Origin of the sequence: Bradyrhizobium sp. SEMIA, assembly GCF_014844175.1 — a bacterium.
In the GTDB taxonomy this organism is placed as follows: domain Bacteria; phylum Pseudomonadota; class Alphaproteobacteria; order Rhizobiales; family Xanthobacteraceae; genus Bradyrhizobium; species Bradyrhizobium arachidis.
In genome coordinates, this window is sequence record NZ_CP046601.1 from 9,570,786 (window position 1) to 9,588,844 (window position 18,059).

Consider the following 18,059-nt stretch of genomic DNA (forward strand, 5'->3'; position numbering starts at 1 on the left):
AAATAAGCCGCCAACTAGTCTATAGTTCACACATCACCGACAAAGGCTCGGCTCGTAGGCGTCGGTGGCTGAGAGACAGCTTGTGCTCCCGCCTGTCGGGAGGAGCCGATGGATCGATCCCGCCAACTTCAACATCTAGAACAAGCCGAGCGTCACGTGTTGCGTGGCGAGCAGAACGTGTCCGACCAAGAGCAGCGTATCGAAGACTTTGAAAATCAGGGGTATGACGTAACTCTGGCCCGCGCACTCTTGGACACCTTTCTCCGCACGCAAGTGCAATTCGTCGTGCACCGCGATCTGATCCTTCGCGAACTAAAATCAGACCTGAACGAATGCCTATAGGTCCGGGGCGTGCTGGCATCACCATTGGCTAGCGTCTTGATGATTGCCTTATGGGCGCGTGCAGCGGCGGAGGTCCATTGAGGCCGCCTCGGTGAGCCTATCACTTTGCCACCAGCTTGATTGTCGACACAGGCCATTTGCCGGGATGGCCCGCTACGGAAAGACGCAAACCGTGTGCCTCGTCCAAGTATAATCCCTCGACGGTCCCCGCCTTGCCGTCCGTGAGCACGACTGCCTTGCCGATCAATTCCGCCTCGGCTTGGTGATATTCCCGCAGGATGGCGGCGGCATGCGCTTTAGCTCGGGGCATTGCCTGAGCCTCGTCCTACAGCGACGGTGCAGATTGCAAACTGGTCAGATTGGGCCGCGTTCCGAACGAACAACTGAGCCACCGGTACCCCACGGCAACGCAGCACTTCGGCTACCCCGGGGGGATGCAAGGCAGTCGCGCCCCTCATTTGTGAAATAGGGCCTAATAGGGCCCAGCAGGTTTAGGCCCGGCCTCTTGCCCCTCTGCAACAGCAGAAATACGCTTTTTATTTCAATCGCTTGATCTGCTTTCAACCAGCAAAGAAAGAGCTGGCGGAAAGGACCACACTATTTTGCCGTACGCAGTACACCGGTCGTATGCGCGATGGTCTCGCTCAGTTTCCCGCCCTGCGAAGCTGTTCGCGCCGATGTGACCCACGTCCACCGCCGCCCGGCCCGCGTCGCCCCTCTTCCATGGGCCAGGCTGTCGCGACACATACTATATTTCCGAATTTCGGAAATGATAATATTTCTAGACCGCCGGATTGACCTGACCTTTGGTGTTTCGTCCGCCCGACACTCCCAGCCATGGTGGCGCGCTTGCTCGACGGCAGGGCTGACGGCGAGTCGCATGGCATAGGAACTCCTGCTGCTCAGGCGCGTCGGTACTATGGAATTAGCGGGAACGATCGGATGGCCGGTGATGGAAAGGCCTGGTGGCAATCTGCGGTGATCTACGAAATCGCGCTCGTGTCATTCCAGGATTCAAACGATGACGGGAAGGGCGACATCGCCGGGCTGATGTCCCGTATCGATTATCTGACCTGGCTCGGTGTCGATGCGGTCTGGCTGACGCCGATCTACAAAAGTCCGTTTCGCGATCTCGGCTACGACATCTCCGATTACTGCGCCATCGACCCCGCCTTTGGAGACCTCGGCGAATTCGATCGCTTGCTGGCCGCGCTCCATGCCAGGGACATCAAACTCATCGTCGACCTCGTCCCCAATCACACCGCCGACGATCACGCTTGGTTCGTCGACAGCAGCAACTCCTCCAACAGCGCTAAAGCCGACTGGTACATCTGGGTCGATGCGGCCGACAATGGCGGTCCGCCCAACAATTGGCTGAGCCGCTTTGGGGGCAGCGCGTGGGAATGGTGCGAAGCGCGGCGGCAATACTACTATCATTCCTTCCTAGTCGAGCAGCCCGACCTCAATTGGCGCAACCCGCAAATGCGCGAAGCCATCGCCGATGTGATGCGCTTCTGGCTCGACCGAGGCGTCGACGGCTTTCGGGTCGACGCCAGTGCGGTTCTGATCAAGGATCGGTATCTGCGTGACAATCCGCCGAACCCGCAGGCGCACGGCAAGCCGCCGCCACAGCGACAGACGCCTGTCTTCACCGACGACCGGCCTGAGACGATGCAGTGTATCGAATTCATCCGCGGCGTGATCGACGACTATCCGGGACGGCTGTTGTGCGGCGAGGTCCAGGGAAAAATCGATCGAATCGGACACTTCTACGGCACGAAGCGACCGCGCCTGCATCTGCCGCTCACTTCGCCTTGCTCGATACACCCTGGGACGCGTTGTCGCTCCAGGCGGCGATCGATGCCTATTTCAACGCACTGCCAGAACACGCCTGGCCGGTGTGGGTCATCGGTGGCCACGACAAACAACGAATTGCCAGCAAGCTCGGCGAGCCGCAGATGCGTGTGCTGGCGATGCTGCTGATGACACTGTGGGGAACGCCGTTTTTCTACATGGGAGATGAGATCGGCCGGAAACGTGTTCCTATCCCGCCCGAACGTGTCCGCGATCCCTTCGAGAAGCTTGTACCCGGCTACGATCTTTGCCGCGATCCCGAGCGGCACCGATGCGCTGGGACGACAGCGCCAAAGGTGGCTTCACCAACGGCGAGCCATGGCTGCCTCTCGGTCCGGTCAGCATGGCCAACGTGGCCGGGCAGCAGCGCGACGATCGATCGATCCTCGCGCTGTTTCGCGCCTTGATCGCACTTCGGCGTGAGCACGCGGGCTTGCGAGACGGTCGCTACCGGCCTATCCGATCGCAAGATGACGTACTTGCCTTTGCGCGCACTCAGGGCGAGCAGGAGCTGATTGTCGCGCTCAACATCGCCGCCGAGCCGCGAAAATGGTCATTGCGGGGGCATGGCCGCCTGCTGCTCTCGACGCATCTTGACCGCCCGTCCGAACTCATCCCGCATAGCTCGATCCTGCTCCGTGGCAACGAAGGCATGATCATCGCGGTCGGGGCCGTGAATGAGCGAGCGTAGGAACCAACCGCGCTCCGGCGTTCATTCCCGACAGACGCCGAGGCTGCGGCGAGCAGCAGAGGTTCGGCGAAGTCCCACGTTTCATCTCCTCATCGCATGTATCGACGCTTCGCTGCGCGAATGATGCGAATGTATCAAGGGTTAATGTCTCGGCTGGCTTTTGGTGTCAGAGTGCATCTGGGCCGCGGGCGATCGGACGACAAATGCAGGCAGGCTTTTCCTTCTCCAAGCTCGCCGACCGCTTGGCGAGTCTGTGTGACCTGAGTAGCGACGACCTCGCTCTCCTGGCGGAGATGCCGAGCACAATTGCGCACTTCAACTCCCATCAGGCGGTCCTGCGCCACGGCGATGACCCGACACATTGCTGCCTGCTGCTTCAGGGCTACCTCTCCTGGCAGGACAGCGGCAGTACCGAAGGGCAAATTACGTCGATCGCCGTCCCCGGCGATATTGCCGATCTCCACTCGCTTCACCAATCTCGCGTCGTCGGAAATCTGATCGCGCTGGGACCGGCCATCGTTGCCTTCGTGCCGCATCGATTCCTGAGGAACCTTGCTGAGCGCTCATCTGCCATGTCGCGCGCGCTTCTACTGATGCTGCTCGCCGACCATGCCATGCAACGCAACTGGGCAGTCAACCTCGGCAGCCGCGATGCCCTGACCCGCGTCGCACATTTGATCTGCGAGATCACGGTGCGCTTGCAAAATGTCGGACTCGCGAAGGATCTGAAATTGTCGTCGCCATTCACCCAGTCAGATCTGGCTGCCGCCTGCAGCATCTCTCCCGTTCATGCAAACCGCACCCTTCAGGAGCTGCGTCGCGCACGGCTGCTGCAATGGCAGGGCAAGATCTTGACCATTACCGATTGGCGGGGGCTGGTTCGTCTTGCCGGATTCGATCCGACCTATCTTGGTATTCGTCACCGCGACCAGCCATCCACCCAATCGAGGCTGACGTCTGCCGAGGTCGAAATGGCTTGACCGTCTCACGCAGTACCGGGTGATAGTCCGGCCCGATTTTCCAGGCACTCTGCCACCTTCTTGATGACGGGTTCCCACTCGCCAGGCTTAGTCTGATGAAACAGACGCAGGTTTGGATACCAAAGCGACCGAGAGCCAGACAGGGGCCACCTCCAATCGCAATCGGAATGCAGCAAGATCCAGGCTTCGCAATCAATGGCTCCGGCAAGGTGTGCGACCATGGTGTCCACGCAGATGACGAGATCAAGCCGCCGGAGGCGATGACCCAGCGAAATGATATCGGGCGTGCTGACATCGCGCGCGCCAACCTTGGCTAGATCGCTCTGCTGCGCCCCCAGTTGAAGTGAGTAAAGCGTCACCCCGGTGACGGAGAGGCGATGCAGCAACGCGGACGGAATGGATCGCCGCTTGTCCCAGGCGCCGACCTCCCAGACCAGGCCGACCGACAGGCCCTCGCCTCCGATGCATTCCGGTATCTCGCTCGGCGGAAGGGTCACATAGGGTGCAATTGTCACGACCTGCTTGCGGGTCGCCTTGATGGCATGCGGCACCTCCATAATCTCGATATCGACGTCGAAGCCGGTCTCCGGCGCGCCGTCATGAAGTGCGATTGCGCGATCAACACCAGGACTGCGCTCGACCAGAGGCAGCAATTCTCGCTGGCACCAGACCGTCACATGGCGTGACGTGTCGCGCAGCGGACGCATGAAGCGAAGGAACTGGATCGTGTCGCCGAGCCCGTGATAGCAGCGTACAAGGACACGCTTGCCGGCAAGCGGCTCCCCGCGCCAGATCCGCTGGAGGTGACGCGGTCCCGTATGCTTGGGCTGAAGCGCGAGCTGCGCCAAATCACGGTCGTTGATGACCCAGGCGCGTGCGAAATCGCCGGCCCGCATAGCATCGACCCAGCCGTTTGTCACGTCGGTGCGCCGCGATCAGGGGCGGACGAATTTGTGGAAGCGGCTCAGCTTGCCGTCCGTGGTCCGTTCCTGATGAAGGAACGCGATATCGCTCTCGTCGAATTTGGTAAAGAACTCCTCCCAGTCGATGCGCTCCAGTCCTTCGTCGGGCGGATCGAAATCGATGCGCAGGATGCCCGCATGGCCGTCCTCCTCGGTTGCCTTGACGGTTGCGGGTTTGCCGCCGCGCTCCTCGGTCCACTTCCTGATGATATCGTGATCGGTGGTCTGCTGCGCTTCGCTGTTCTGCGTCCTCGACGTCATCTCGAACCTCGCTTGCTTAGGATCGGGCGATGATCGCCATCGCATCCGTCATCCGCCAGAACGCAGAGGATCGGAATTTGTTCTTCAAGGCTTCAGCCTTCGGCGAACGAGCCAACCAGCATCTTCTTCATCTTCATCCAAGAAGATCGTTCCGGCTTTGCAGCCGGAGATTCTATCGCAGGTTAAGCCTATCGAATTATCGCTCAAGGATTTGCGCGGCGCGAGCTGCGGTCGTCTCCGACGCTGGAACGAACATACCTACCACACGTTCGCCGACCTACTTACCTGCACACGGCTTCCGGAGGCTTCAACGATGCATTCTCCTCTTAAGGACAAAAGGCGCGCGCGCGTCGGTATCGTCGGCGTCGGTAATTGCGCAAGCTCATTCGTCCAGGGGCTCACCTACTATCGCAACGCCAAGTCCAACGAACCGGTGCCTGGGCTGATGAACGTCGATCTCGGCGGTTATCACATCAGCGACATTGAGATTGCATCCGCCTTTGACGTCAACGCTGACAAGGTCGGACACGATGTGGCCGACGCGATCTTTGCGAGGCCGAACAATACGCGTCGCTTTGCCGAGGTTGCGCCCACCGGCGTGACCGTGCAGCGCGGCCCTGTCCTCGACGGCATCGGTCGTTACCTCAAAGATGACGTGCCAATCGCCGCGGTCCCGGAAGCCGACGTCTCGGAGGTGCTCGCATCGTCCAGAACGGACGTGCTCGTGTCCTACCTGCCGGTCGGCGCCCAACAGGCCAGCGAATGGTATGCGGCGCGCGCGCTCGAAGCTGGATGCGGCTACGTCAACTGCATTCCCGTGTTTATCGCCTCCAATCCGGCATGGCGACAGCGCTTCGAGGATGCCGGCTTGCCCATCATTGGTGACGACATCAAAAGTCAGGTTGGAGCAACCATCTTGCATCGCATGCTCGCGAACCTGTTCCGCGATCGCGGCGTCCGGCTCGACCGCACCTATCAGCTCAATGTCGGCGGCAACACCGATTTCAAGAACATGCTAGAGCGCGAGCGGCTCGCATCGAAGAAGATTTCCAAGACCCAGGCCGTGACCAGCCAGTTCGATGTCCCCATGGACCCCGACAACATCCATGTCGGGCCAAGCGACCATGTGCCCTGGCTCACCGACCGCAAACTGGCCTTCATCCGGCTGGAGGGCACGACCTTCGGTGGCGTCCCCCTGAGCGCCGAGGTCAAGCTCGAAGTCTGGGATTCCCCGAACTCGGCCGGGGTCGTCATCGATGCCGTTCGCTGCGCCAAGCTGGCGATGGATCGGGGCCTTGCCGGTGCGCTCACCGGCCCGTCCAGCTACTTCATGAAGTCGCCGCCTCAGCAATTCACCGATGAAGAGGCTGCCCGCCGCACCCGCGCCTTCATCGACGACAAGGCGTACGCCTGATGGCGAGTGTCGTTCATCTTGTCCGCCACGGCCACCACGCATTGCTCGGCCGCACCCTGTGCGGCCGAATGGACGGCGTCACGCTGGACGAGATCGGTTCCGAAGAAATCGCACGTTGCGCACCCAACATCAGCCCGCGACCATCCCTGATTCAATCAAGCCCGAGGCGGCGCTGCCTGCAGTCCGCCTCCATACTGTCGGCCCACTTCCGGTTGCCGATCGAGATCGTCCCCGCCCTTGACGAGCTCAACTATGGCGAATGGACCGGCCGCTCCTTCGCCGATCTTCACGATGATCCGCAATGGTCACACTGGAACACACGTCGTGGCAGCGCTCGTCCGCCAGGTGGCGAAAGCATGCGGTCTCTGCAAAGTCGCGTCGTCAACCATCTGGAGCAGCTGCGCAATGATCCTCTTGCCGGCATCGTGATCGCCGTCAGTCATGCCGAGCCGATCCGCGCGGCGCTGCTTCATTACGCGCGCATGCGGCTTGACGACTTTCTGTCGACAGAGATTGACCCGGCCAGCGTCAGTACCCTCAGCGCCGATGACCGCGGATTTAGCGTCACGACGATCAATCAGCGGGTGCCGGCGTGAAGATCGTCATATTCGGGCTCACGATCTCCTCTTCCTGGGGGAATGGTCACGCCACCCTCTGGCGCGGCCTCTGCAAGCATCTCGCGCGGCTTGGACATACGATCGTGTTCTTCGAGCGCGACGTGCCCTATTATGCCGACACAAGAGACTTGGCCGAGCTGCCTTCGGGTCGTCTCGAACTATTCGCGTCCTGGGATGAGATATCCCCCTCCGCACGCCGGCACGTTCGCGAGGCCGATGCCGCCATCGTCACCTCCTATTGCCCTGATGCCGTCGCAGCTACGGACCTCATCTGCTCGGAACATCGCGCCGTTTCCATCTTCTACGACCTCGACACCTCCGTGACGCTCGCCCGGGTAAAGGCAGGTGATCCAGTCCCCTACATCGGCTCGCGCGGCCTCTCAGACTTCGATCTCGTCCTGAGCTTCGCGGGTGGCCCCAGGGTCCAGGACGATTTCCGGCGCATCCTTGGGGCCCGCGAGGTCCGGCCGCTCTACAATCACGTCGACACCGACATCCACCGGCCAGCGGCTTCTCAGCCGCAATATCGGGGCGATCTCTCCTACCTCGGCACGTATTCGAGGGATCGCCAACCTGCACTCGAGGCTCTCCTCGTGGACGCGGCCCATACCCGGCAGGACCTGCGCTTCCTGATCGCCGGAGCGCAATATCCGGACGATTTCCCCTGGTCTTCTAATATTTACTTTGTTCGCCACCTGCCCCCATCAGAGCATGCGTCGTTCTTCGCTTCGTCCCGCATGACACTGAACGTGACGCGCAAGGCGATGGCCGAGGCAGGATGGTGTCCCTCGGGCAGGCTGTTTGAAGCTGCGGCTTGCGGATCTCCACTTCTGACCGACGACTGGTCCGGCATCAGCGACTTTTTTGCGCCAGGCGACGAAATCATGCTCGCGCACGATGCCGGCGATACGCTCTCCGCGCTGACGCTGACCGACGCCGAACTCCAGCGCATGGCGAGACGGGCGCGTGCGCGAACCCTCAGTCAACATACCTCCGACAAACGCGCCTCGGAACTCGTCAGCCTGATCGAACAGGCACGGCCGCGCGCACTCACGAGCGATGGAGCGACTGCGTGAACCGAAGACTTATTTCGAAGGACGAAATCCGCCGGCGCGTCGACGATCTGGGACCCTGGTTCCACAATCTTGATCTCGACGGTATTCGGACTGCTCCATCGCATTTCCTTGGCGACTATCCCACGGTGAAATGGCGCCACTTCTCCAGCGTGGTTCCGGAACGGCTTGAGGGCAAATCCGTGCTCGATATCGGCTGCAACGCGGGTTTTTACGCCATGGAGATGAAGCGGCGCGGCGCCGAACGCGTCCTGGGCCTGGATACCGACGAAGCCTATCTCGCCCAAGCGCGCTTTGCCGCCGAAGTGAACGGGCTCCGCATCGAATTTCGCAAAATGTCCACATACGATATCGGACAGCTCGGAGAGACATTCGACCTCGTGATCTTTATGGGCGTGCTCTACCATCTGCGACACCCGCTGCTTGCACTCGACCTCATCCACGAGCATGTCGCCCGTGATCTCCTGCTGTTTCAATCCATGCAGCGAGGCGGCGCCCACATCGACGCCATTGGCGAAAACTACGACTTTTGGACCACGGACCAGTTCGACTCCTCCGGGTATCCAAAGCTTCATTTCATCGAGAATGAATACGCGGACGACCCCACCAACTGGTGGGTGCCCAACCGGGCCTGCGTCGAGGCTATGTTGCGGAGCGCCGGCTTTTCCATCGCAGCGCATCCGGAAGACGAAGTTTATCTGTGCAAGCGTTCGGAACGTCCGCCGTGCAACGGATCAGCCCATCCGCTTGGGGAGATCGAGCGATGATCGAGGCAGCAAAGATTTGGAACGAGCCGAACAACAAGTCGCATTGGGACATCATGCTCGATCCGGACTGGGCCCAATTTGCGAACCTCGCCATTGCGGCGGGCAAGGCGATCTGCGGCGCACGACCCGCGTTATCTCGCGTGCTCGGCGGTATGTCGCCGATCGATCCGTCCTTCATCCGCAATATGCAGGCGCGGGGCGTCCTCGATCACTTCGATGCGGTCGCCGTTCACGGATTTCCGCTAGACTGGAACCTCTGGCAGATCGGCGAGTGGCCGGCCAAGATCGACGAGATCAAGGCTGCAACCTCGCTGCCCGTCTGGGTCACGGAGGTCGGCGTCTCATCCTTCGGCGCCGAAGAAGTGCAGGCCTGGGGCTTAGAGCGCACTGCCGAGCTCCTGATCGAGCGGGCACCGCGCATTTATTGGTATAGTCTTTATGATCTTCCCTCCACCTGGGAAGCCACAACGCGGCACAAGGAGGCCGAGGGATCGTCCTATTACCGGCATTTCCATATGGGTCTGCTGCGCGAGGACGGCTCGCCGAAGGCCGCAGCGGCACTTTTCGAGGAATACGCCAATGCCATGGGGCTTTGTCAGTGGTTTCACTTTGAAGATCACCGCCTCGATAGCGCCGTGCAGTGGATGCGTCGTTTAGGCGTCACTCATCTCCGGACCGGCCTGTCTTGGGCCGACAGTTTTCGTCCCAATGCACTCGACTGGTTCGACCGCCAGATGGACGCTTTGGCGGAATTTCAGGTGACTGTTACTTTCTGCTTTACGCCCGAGCATCGCGGCATCGAGCCACATCACACCAGCCCGCCCCGCGACGTGAATGAGTTTGCCGATTTCTGTGCGCAGATGGTCGACCGCTACTGTGCGCAGACTGGCATAGCCGCTTCCCAACGCCCATTCGCGCCAGCTGCGAAACAAGCGACTAGACGATCCAATCTTTCGAGCGACTCCCGAACCGCTTAGCCGACGGCTTCGATTTTTCGACGACGAGTCGCAATTCACCCAGGTTATTGATACAGGTTAGCGAAATTATTGTTTGTACAATGCGAGGGAACGAACATACCTCGCATCGCTTCTGACTCCAAACCTGGCCGGCGCGCGTCTTTCGACACCATCAACCGCGCACCTCAGCTCCCATCATCGGCCGATCCTCTGGATCGGTCCAGCAACGGTACGGAAGTCGGAATGGCGCGAGTATTGATTACCGGCGGCGCAGGATTCATCGGCTCACACGCAACAGACGCACTGCTCGCTGCCGGTTACGATGTGAGAATTCTGGACAACCTTTCTCCGCAGGTCCATGGCAGCGACTGCCAACGCCCTGCCTACCTCGCGCGGGAAGCTGAACTCCTCGTCGGCGACGTCACGGAGGCCAACATCGTCGAGCAGGCGCTGCGAGGCACGGATATGGTCCTGCATCTCGCCTCCGCAGTCGGCGTCGGCCAGAGCATGTACGACATCGAACCGTATGTCAGGACGAATGAGCTTGGCACCGCAGTGCTATTGCAGGCCCTTTCGAGGCATCCGGTTGAGCGGCTCGTAGTCGCATCGTCCATGAGCATATACGGCGAAGGTCTTTACCGCACGCACGATCAGAGCGTTGTCGACGGCGGAGAACGGTCCGTAGAGCGGCTCCGCAGAGGCGAATGGGATCTTCGCGATGCAAGCGGTGAACTACTTGAGCCCGTACCTACGCCGGAGACCAAGAGCCCATCGCTGAGCTCGGTCTATGCGCTCAACAAGTTTGCGCAGGAACGCATGTGCCTGATCACCGGCAAGGCTTACGGCATTCCGACCCTCGCGCTACGTTTTTTCAACGTGTTTGGTCCACGCCAGGCCCTATCCAATCCCTACACCGGGGTGCTTGCGATCTTTGCGGCCCGACTGCTCAACGGACGTCCTCCGCTCGTCTTTGAAGACGGCGAGCAGCGACGCGATTTCGTCCATGTACATGACGTCGCCCGCGCTTGCCGCATCGCGCTGGAGACAGAGCATGCGCAGAACGTGTTCAATGTGGGCTCGGGCCAAAGCCGGACGATTCTGTCGGTCGCGGAGGACCTCGCTGATGTGATGGGCCGCCGCGACATCAAACCCGAGATCACGCGAAAATTTCGCGCCGGTGATATCAGGCACTGCTTCGCGGACATCGGCAAGTCGCGCGACCTGCTCGGTTTAGAACCACACATCGCGTTCAAGGACGGCCTTGAAGAGCTCGCCGCATATCTCGCCGACCAGATCGCCGACGACCAAGCCGAACGAGCGACCAACGAACTGCTGCAGCGAGGATTGGTCGCATGATGGAACAGCGAGACAACAGGCCCGTCCTGATCACCGGCGGCTGCGGGTTCATCGGCTGCAATCTTGCCGATCGCCTGGCGGTACGCGGTGAGCGCGTGCTGGTGCTGGATAATCTGGCCCGCGCCGGCGTGCGCGAGAACGCACAATGGCTGAAATCCAGGCACGGTGATCTCATCACTATCACGGTGGCAGATATCCGTGAGCCGATCCCGGTCATCGATGCCGTGCGTGACGCCCGGGCCGTGCTGCATCTGGCGGCCCAAGTCGCCGTAACGGACAGCGTGAGCGACCCGGCCGCCGACTTCGAGATCAACGCGCGTGGCACCCTGAACGTGCTGGAAGCCGTTCGGCTGCACAACAACACCGCGCCCGTCATGTTTGCCTCCACCAACAAGGTCTATGGCCGCCTCATCGAAGACAGCGAGATCGCACTCGCCGGCCGCCGGTACACGCCGACCGGCGCCCTGCTGGTGGACGGAATCTCCGAGAACGCACCGCTCGATTTCTATAGCCCTTACGGCTGTTCCAAGGGCACCGCTGACCAATATGTCCATGACTATGCGCGGGTGTTTGGGCTGCGGACGGTGGTGATGCGCATGAGCTGCATTTATGGGCCGCGGCAGTTCGGCACCGAGGACCAGGGCTGGGTCGCGCATTTCCTGCTGAGCGCCATCCGCGGCAAGCCGCTAACGATCTACGGTGACGGCTACCAGGTTCGCGACGCCTTGCATGTGTCAGATGCCGTTGCAGCCTGGCTCGCGGCGCTCGACCGGATCGGGCTCGCATGTGGACGGGTGTTCAATCTCGGCGGCGGACCGGCCAACGCCGTCAGCCTTCGCGAGTTGATCGACCAGATCTCCGAGCTGACCGGCCGCGAAATCTCATACTGCTTTGCCGATTGGCGTCCGGGCGATCAGCCCTGGTACGTCACTGATACGCGCGCCCTGTCCACAGCGCTGGGCTGGACCCCGCAAATCCCACTCGCAGAGGGTCTTCACTCGCTTCACGCCTGGCTAAGCGGCCGCTTCGGCACAGAACATGACAGCCGCGAGGCTCTGGCATGACGCGCGCCGCCCTCATCAACCCGAACTGGGATTATGCCGGCAGCATCTATTTCGGCTGCCGGTCCCCTCACCTGCCGCTCGAGCTTGGGATTACTGCACAGCACCTGAAAGCGGCTGGGCACTCAACGCTGCTACTCGATGCCCACATGTTCGAGCTGTCGCCGCGCGACATCGAAGCAGAGCTGCACAACTTCGGGCCCGACATGATCGTCATCACCACGGCACCGACCTATCTGTTTTGGCGCTGCGCCCCCCCGGAGCTCCGCGTTCCGCAGGCGCTTGCTTTGGCAGTGCGGGATCTTGCGCCTGTGCTGGTCGCAGTTGGCCCGCATGGATCGACGACCCCGCGGGCTGCACTGAGGAAGCTCGGCGTTGACGTCGTCGTCATGGGTGAGTGTGAGGCGTCCTTGCTCCGCCTGGCCAACGGCGAGCGGGATTTTCCCGGCTTGTGCTTTGCGGACGGGGCTTCCGTCCGGGTCAATGGCGGCCCGCAGGGCGCCGGGTTCAAAGATCAGCCGGCTCTCGACTGGCCGGACGAGATGATCCGGCGCCATCATCACCACCATCACCGCTTCGAGGCCGCCCCTGTCGGCCCCGGCGCGGAAGTCGAAGCGTCGCGGGGATGCCCCTACAACTGCACGTTCTGCGCCAAGGAGAACTTCCGCAACGCCTACCGCAAACGGCCGCCCGCCATTATTCTTGACGAGGTCGATCGCCTGCATCGGCAGGGCATCGAATATGTCTACTTCATCGACGAGATCTTTCTTCCCAATCACGAGCTGCTGGAAGGCTTGAGCCAGCGCGGTCTTAAATTCGGCGTGCAGACGAGGATCGATCTTTGGAAGCCGGACATGCTCGCTCTGCTCGGTCGCGCCGGCTGTGTATCGATCGAGGCCGGAATTGAAAGCCTCACGGTCGAAGGCCGCGCTGCGCTGGCGAAGAACTGCAAGATGAGCACTGATCAGCTCGCCGATCGGCTTGTCGAGGCCCGCCGTCACGTTCCGTTCGTGCAAGCCAATCTGATCGAGGTGCCTGAAGATGACGACCCCGTCGTGCAGCGTTGGCGCACAAAAATGCAGGATGCCGGCATCTGGGCCAACGATCCCGTCCCGCTTTATCCCTATCCGGGATCGCCGGACTATCGAAAGCTATGGGGCGAGCCCGATGATTTCGCCTGGGAGCGCGCACATCGGCACTATCTCGGGATGTTTGACCAGTTCAGTGACGTGCAGAACGAACGCCCGGTGCCGCTCGACGCACTCGAGCTTCAGGTGGCCTCATGAGGCCAACATCGAGAATCAGACTCCTGATGACGACCGATACGGTTGGCGGCGTATGGACCTACTCATGCGCGCTCGCCACGAATCTTGCCCGCTCCGGTGGCGACGTCACCCTTGTGACGATCGGCCCTCGGGCGCGTCCCGAGCAGCGGGCGATACTCAAGGGCTCGCCGGTGCGCCTGATGGAGACTGACCTCGCGCTTGAATGGCAAGATCCGGAAGGCCGAGATATAGACGAAGCGCGACGCGTCCTCGCCGCGCTCGAGGCGCGGGTCAGGCCCGACATCATTCATCTCAACAGCTTCCGGGAAGCGACCTTTCTCTGGCACGCACCGACGATTGTCGTGGCGCATTCCTGTGTGAACTCCTGGGCGCTGGCCTGTCGCGATACGGTCTGGCTGAATGAACCCATGTGGACGCGTTACACGGAACGGGTGGCCACAGCGCTCGATAAGACCCAGGTCTGGGTCACCCCCAGTCAGTCCTTTCACGATGACATCACCGATATCTATCGCCCTCACACGCCGGGTGTCGTGATCTGGAACGGGATCGTATCGCGGGCTCTCGGCGGCCGAAAGCGCGATCAGATCCTTGCGGCCGGTCGGCTGTGGGATCGCGGCAAGAATATCGAGACCCTGACATCAGCCGCACCAGGGCTGCAATGGCCGGTCCACGTGGCAGGCGCCGGCGGCGCGAACATGCCGAACAGTGTCGAATGGCTTGGGCAAATCTCGCACTATGATCTGCGCGCACGTCTCCAGCGTGCGGCGATCTTTGTCAGCTCGGCGCTGTATGAACCGTTCGGCCTTTCGGTTCTCGAGGCGGCTGCAGCCGGCTGCGCGCTGGTGCTGTCCAACATCCCAACATTCCGGGAATTATGGAGCGGCGCCGCGGTGTTTTTCGATCCGCAAGATAGCCAGGCATTGCATCAAATTCTGGACGGTCTCTGCACCGATACTGCCGCCAGGGTGCGCCTGCAAGGCGCAGCCTATGAGCATTCGCTCTCCTACGCGTTGCCGCGGACGACGGAAGCGTATCTGAGCCTCTACAAAGACCTTCTGCAGTCCCGCCAGACGAATGCGCCGGCCATGCCGATCGAGGTGCGCGCATGAAATGCGTCCTGTTTTACCATGCGTTCACCTCCTGCTGGAACAACGGCAACGCGCATTTCCTTCGCGGTTATGCGCGCGAGCTCAGCGCGCTCGGCCATGAGGTCATCGTGTTCGAGCCCATCGACGGCTGGAGCCGGCTGAACGCCATCCGCGAGAGCCGCGAAGCGATCCAGGACGTCGGCGATCTTTTCCCGGGCGTTGCCATTCGCCGCTATGACAGCTGCCTCGACTTCGACGAGGCACTGGATGGAGCCGACCTCGTCATCGTCCACGAGTGGAATTCGCCTGATGTGATCGAGCAAATCGGATACCGGCGCGCACACGGCTCGCGGTTTACGTTGTTGTTCCACGACACCCACCACCGTGCGATCACCGCACCGGACGAACTCGCCCAATTCGACCTCGACGCCTTCGACGGCGTGCTCGCGTTTGGCGAGGTGCTTCGCCAGATTTATATCCAGCTGGGCTGGGGTGATCGGGCCTATACGTGGCACGAGGGCGCCGACATCGCGATGTATCATCCCTTGCCAAGCGTCGAACGCACCGACGATCTGGTCTGGATCGGCAATTGGGGGGATGGCGAGCGCAGCGTCGAGCTCAACGAATTTCTGGTCGAACCTGTTGCCGAGCTAAATCTGCGCGCGAACGTGTACGGCGTTCGCTATTCGGAGCCGGCTCTCCATGCCATTCAGGCGGCCGGCATCCGATATGGCGGTTGGCTTCCGGCGCACTGGGCTCCAGTCGCCTTTGCCGGGGCGTGTGCCACCGTCCACGTTCCACGCGGGCCCTATGTCCGATCACTTCCGGGCATACCGACTATCCGTGTGTTCGAGGCGCTCGCCTGCGGGATTCCCATGGTTTCAGCGCCCTGGTCCGACGCCGAAGGCCTATTTCCCGAAGACACTTATCTCAAGGCCGCGGACGGCATGGAAATGAAGCGGGCGCTCCGCGCCGTTCTCGACGATAGGGAATTGTCGTCCGCTATGGCCGAGGCTGGCCTTAAGGCGATACGGGAGCGTCATACCTGCCTTCATCGCGCGCAACAGCTCGTGGACATTGTTGAGGACATTCGCGCCTCCGATGTCTCGTCACGGCCCCTGCGATACATTGGAGCCTCTGCATGAAGATCTGCTTCTTCGGATCCAGCCTGGTCTCGTCCTACTGGAACGGTGCCGCTACCTATTATCGCGGCATGCTCAAACAGATCGCTGCGCTCGGCCACGACATCACCTTCTTCGAGCCCGATGCTTTCGAGCGTCAGGCCCATCGCGACATCTCCGATCCCGATTGGGCTACGGTCGTCGTCTATCCAGCGACACCAGATGGTTGGCGCGGCTCACTCGAGGCAGCGGCGCGATCCGGTGAAATGCTGATTAAAGCCAGTGGCGTCGGTGTCTTCGATCAGGAGCTGGAGGAGGCAGTTGCTGCCATGTCCTCCCGAACAATGCGTATTTATTGGGATGTCGACGCCCCGGCCACGCTCGAAGCCATGATGAGCGATGCCGGGCATCATTTGCGACGCGCAATTCCTTCCTACGATATCGTCCTGACTTACGGCGGAGGCGAGTCCGTCATCTCGGCCTATCGCGCCATGGGCGCGCGGGATTGCGTGCCGATCTACAACGCCCTCGATCCCGAGACGCATTTTCCTTCCCCACCGAAACCTGGCTTTTCCTGCGATCTCAGCCTACTGGCCAATCGCCTGCCGGATCGCGAGCAGCGCGTTGAACGCTTCTTCCTCGATGTCGCACGCGAGCTGCCGAACAAGACATTCACTCTCGGCGGTTCCGGCTGGGAGACCAAGGACACCGCCCGCAACATCCGCAAGGTGGGCCATGTAGGCACCGGCGAGCACAACGCCTTCTTCAGCTCCGGTCTTGCGACACTCAACGTCAACCGCGACAGCATGGCGCGTTTCGGCTTCTCGCCGCCGACACGGGTGTTCGAGGCGATCGGCGCAGGCGCCTGCCTGATCACCGATCAGTGGGACGGGATCGAATATTTCCTGGATCCGGACCGCGAGGTTCTGGTGGCTTCGAACGGAGCGGCGGTTGCCCACCATATGAGCGAACTCAGCGTCGATCGCGCTGCTGCGATAGCCGCCCGCGCCCGCGCCCGCATTCTCAGCGAACACACCTATAGGCACCGGGCGCGCCAATTCAACGAACTCTTTGTCGGAAGCAGCTCGCGTATCGAGGCAGCAGAATGAATCTCAGCATCGTCGTCGTCGGTCTCTCGGTCACGTCATCATGGGGCAATGGTCACGCTACGACTTATCGTGCCCTGATCGAGGCCCTCGCACGGCGAGGCCACCAGATCACCTTCCTGGAGCGCGACGTTCCGTGGTATCGTGCGCACCGCGATCTCGACAAGCCATCGTCCTGGCGCGTGGAGCTTTATCAATCGCTGAGGGATATCCCCCAGCGTTTCGGCCAGCTGATCCGCGATGCCAATCTGGTGATCGTAGGCTCCTACGTGCCCGACGGCATTGCAATTTCAGAGTGGATTACCTCTTACGCACGCGGCATCAAGGCGTTCTACGATATCGACACGCCAGTCACGCTCGCGAAGCTCGACGGCGGCCTCGATTATCTCTCCGCGGCGATGATTCCTCGCTTCGACCTTTATCTGTCCTTTAGCGGCGGCCCTGTTCCCGCAATGCTTGAGGAACGTTACGGCAGCCCCCTGGCGCGCGTGCTCTATTGCAGCGCCGACAACGAAACCTACAAGCCGCAGCAGGCGCAGGCGAGATGGATGCTCGGCTATCTCGGGACCTACAGCGAGGATCGACAACCGACCATCGAACAGTTGCTGTTCGCCCCAGCAAGGGAACTCTTCCCGGAACAATTCGTCGTCGCCGGAGCGCAATACCCCGAGCAGATCCGCTGGCCTGACAACGTCCAGCGCATCGATCACCTAGCGCCTCAACAGCATGCGAAGTTCTATGCCGAACAAAGGTTCACCCTCAATGCGACACGCGCCGACATGCGCACGCTGGGTTTCTCGCCGAGCGTTCGCCTGTTCGAAGCAGCTGCCTGCGGCACCCCCGTGATTTCCGATCGATGGCCGGGCATCGAGACGGTCTTCGAGCCGTCGCAGGAAATCCTGCTGGCATCTACCCCCCGGGACGTCATCCAAATTCTGCGGGACATGCCAGAGGACCGACGGCGCGCAATCGCCGAGAAGGCGCGGCAGCGCATCCTCGCAAATCACACTTCAGGTCATCGGGCTCGCCAGTTGGAGACATACTATACCGAGGCAACCGCGCGGCGGCGCTGCAAGCCGATGGGCGTCCCCGCTGCACGCTCCGCGCAGGTCGCCGAACTCTGA

At 61.3% G+C, this 18,059-nt stretch carries 17 protein-coding genes and 1 pseudogene; 15 read left to right on the forward strand and 3 right to left on the reverse strand.

Features of this window, described 5'->3' with window-relative positions; all coding sequences use genetic code 11:
- Nucleotides 1–108 precede the first annotated feature (108 nt).
- Nucleotides 109–342, forward strand: a complete 234-nt coding sequence (locus tag FOM02_RS46040; RefSeq protein WP_265441315.1) for a hypothetical protein — start codon at nt 109–111, stop codon at nt 340–342.
- Nucleotides 343–442: 100 nt separating this feature from the next.
- On the opposite strand, the gene FOM02_RS46045 is transcribed toward FOM02_RS46040, so the two are convergent.
- Nucleotides 443–652, reverse strand: coding sequence for a PRC-barrel domain-containing protein (locus FOM02_RS46045; RefSeq protein WP_027561334.1), 210 nt, complete (start codon nt 650–652; stop codon nt 443–445).
- A gap of 632 nt (nt 653–1,284) precedes the next feature.
- Between FOM02_RS46045 and FOM02_RS46050 the strand changes: the two are divergent.
- Nucleotides 1,285–2,887 (forward strand): annotated as a pseudogene (locus FOM02_RS46050) (alpha-amylase family glycosyl hydrolase).
- 203 nt (nt 2,888–3,090) lie between these two features.
- Nucleotides 3,091–3,867, forward strand: coding sequence for a Crp/Fnr family transcriptional regulator (locus FOM02_RS46055; RefSeq protein ID WP_265441316.1), 777 nt, complete (start codon nt 3,091–3,093; stop codon nt 3,865–3,867).
- A 5-nt stretch (nt 3,868–3,872) separates the two neighbouring features.
- Here FOM02_RS46055 and FOM02_RS46060 read toward each other — a convergent pair whose 3' ends face one another.
- Together FOM02_RS46060 and FOM02_RS46065 are read right to left on the reverse strand one after the other, a co-directional pair.
- Nucleotides 3,873–4,787, reverse strand: coding sequence for a hypothetical protein (locus FOM02_RS46060; protein WP_035730410.1), 915 nt, complete (start codon nt 4,785–4,787; stop codon nt 3,873–3,875).
- A gap of 15 nt (nt 4,788–4,802) precedes the next feature.
- Entirely contained in the window at nt 4,803–5,090 is a 288-nt protein-coding gene (locus FOM02_RS46065; protein WP_265441317.1) for a hypothetical protein, read from the reverse strand.
- A 313-nt stretch (nt 5,091–5,403) separates the two neighbouring features.
- On the opposite strand from FOM02_RS46065, the gene FOM02_RS46070 reads away from it, so the two are divergent.
- From FOM02_RS46070 to FOM02_RS46125, 12 genes are all read left to right on the forward strand, one after another.
- Nucleotides 5,404–6,504 carry an inositol-3-phosphate synthase gene (locus tag FOM02_RS46070; protein ID WP_265442280.1) on the forward strand — a complete coding sequence of 367 codons (1,101 nt, stop codon included), beginning with the start codon at nt 5,404–5,406 and terminating at the stop codon, nt 6,502–6,504.
- On the forward strand, nt 6,504–7,100 hold the full coding sequence (locus FOM02_RS46075; RefSeq protein WP_265441318.1) for a histidine phosphatase family protein: 597 nt from the start codon (nt 6,504–6,506) through the stop codon (nt 7,098–7,100). Before FOM02_RS46070 ends, FOM02_RS46075 begins: the two co-directional genes overlap by 1 nt.
- Entirely contained in the window at nt 7,097–8,197 is a 1,101-nt protein-coding gene (locus FOM02_RS46080; protein WP_265441319.1) for a CgeB family protein, read from the forward strand. Before FOM02_RS46075 ends, FOM02_RS46080 begins: the two co-directional genes overlap by 4 nt.
- Nucleotides 8,194–8,961 (forward strand): TIGR04290 family methyltransferase, encoded by a 768-nt coding sequence (locus tag FOM02_RS46085; protein ID WP_027561341.1) that lies wholly within the window; start codon nt 8,194–8,196, stop codon nt 8,959–8,961. Before FOM02_RS46080 ends, FOM02_RS46085 begins: the two co-directional genes overlap by 4 nt.
- Nucleotides 8,958–9,938 (forward strand): beta-xylosidase, encoded by a 981-nt coding sequence (locus FOM02_RS46090; RefSeq protein ID WP_265441320.1) that lies wholly within the window; start codon nt 8,958–8,960, stop codon nt 9,936–9,938. Before FOM02_RS46085 ends, FOM02_RS46090 begins: the two co-directional genes overlap by 4 nt.
- A gap of 222 nt (nt 9,939–10,160) precedes the next feature.
- Nucleotides 10,161–11,273, forward strand: coding sequence for an NAD-dependent epimerase/dehydratase family protein (locus FOM02_RS46095; RefSeq protein WP_265441321.1), 1,113 nt, complete (start codon nt 10,161–10,163; stop codon nt 11,271–11,273).
- A complete protein-coding gene (locus FOM02_RS46100; protein ID WP_265441322.1) occupies nt 11,270–12,337 on the forward strand; it encodes an NAD-dependent epimerase/dehydratase family protein in 1,068 nt (355 codons plus the stop codon). The genes FOM02_RS46095 and FOM02_RS46100 overlap by 4 nt, the downstream gene beginning before the upstream one ends.
- A complete protein-coding gene (locus tag FOM02_RS46105; RefSeq protein WP_265441323.1) occupies nt 12,334–13,620 on the forward strand; it encodes a TIGR04295 family B12-binding domain-containing radical SAM protein in 1,287 nt (428 codons plus the stop codon). Before FOM02_RS46100 ends, FOM02_RS46105 begins: the two co-directional genes overlap by 4 nt.
- A 26-nt stretch (nt 13,621–13,646) precedes the next feature.
- Nucleotides 13,647–14,729 (forward strand): glycosyltransferase family 4 protein, encoded by a 1,083-nt coding sequence (locus tag FOM02_RS46110; protein WP_265441324.1) that lies wholly within the window; start codon nt 13,647–13,649, stop codon nt 14,727–14,729.
- Nucleotides 14,726–15,853, forward strand: a complete 1,128-nt coding sequence (locus FOM02_RS46115; protein ID WP_265441325.1) for a CgeB family protein — start codon at nt 14,726–14,728, stop codon at nt 15,851–15,853. Before FOM02_RS46110 ends, FOM02_RS46115 begins: the two co-directional genes overlap by 4 nt.
- Nucleotides 15,850–16,938 (forward strand): CgeB family protein, encoded by a 1,089-nt coding sequence (locus FOM02_RS46120; RefSeq protein ID WP_265441326.1) that lies wholly within the window; start codon nt 15,850–15,852, stop codon nt 16,936–16,938. Before FOM02_RS46115 ends, FOM02_RS46120 begins: the two co-directional genes overlap by 4 nt.
- Complete coding sequence (locus FOM02_RS46125) at nt 16,935–18,059, forward strand: CgeB family protein (protein ID WP_265441327.1); 1,125 nt, start codon at nt 16,935–16,937, stop codon at nt 18,057–18,059. The genes FOM02_RS46120 and FOM02_RS46125 overlap by 4 nt, the downstream gene beginning before the upstream one ends.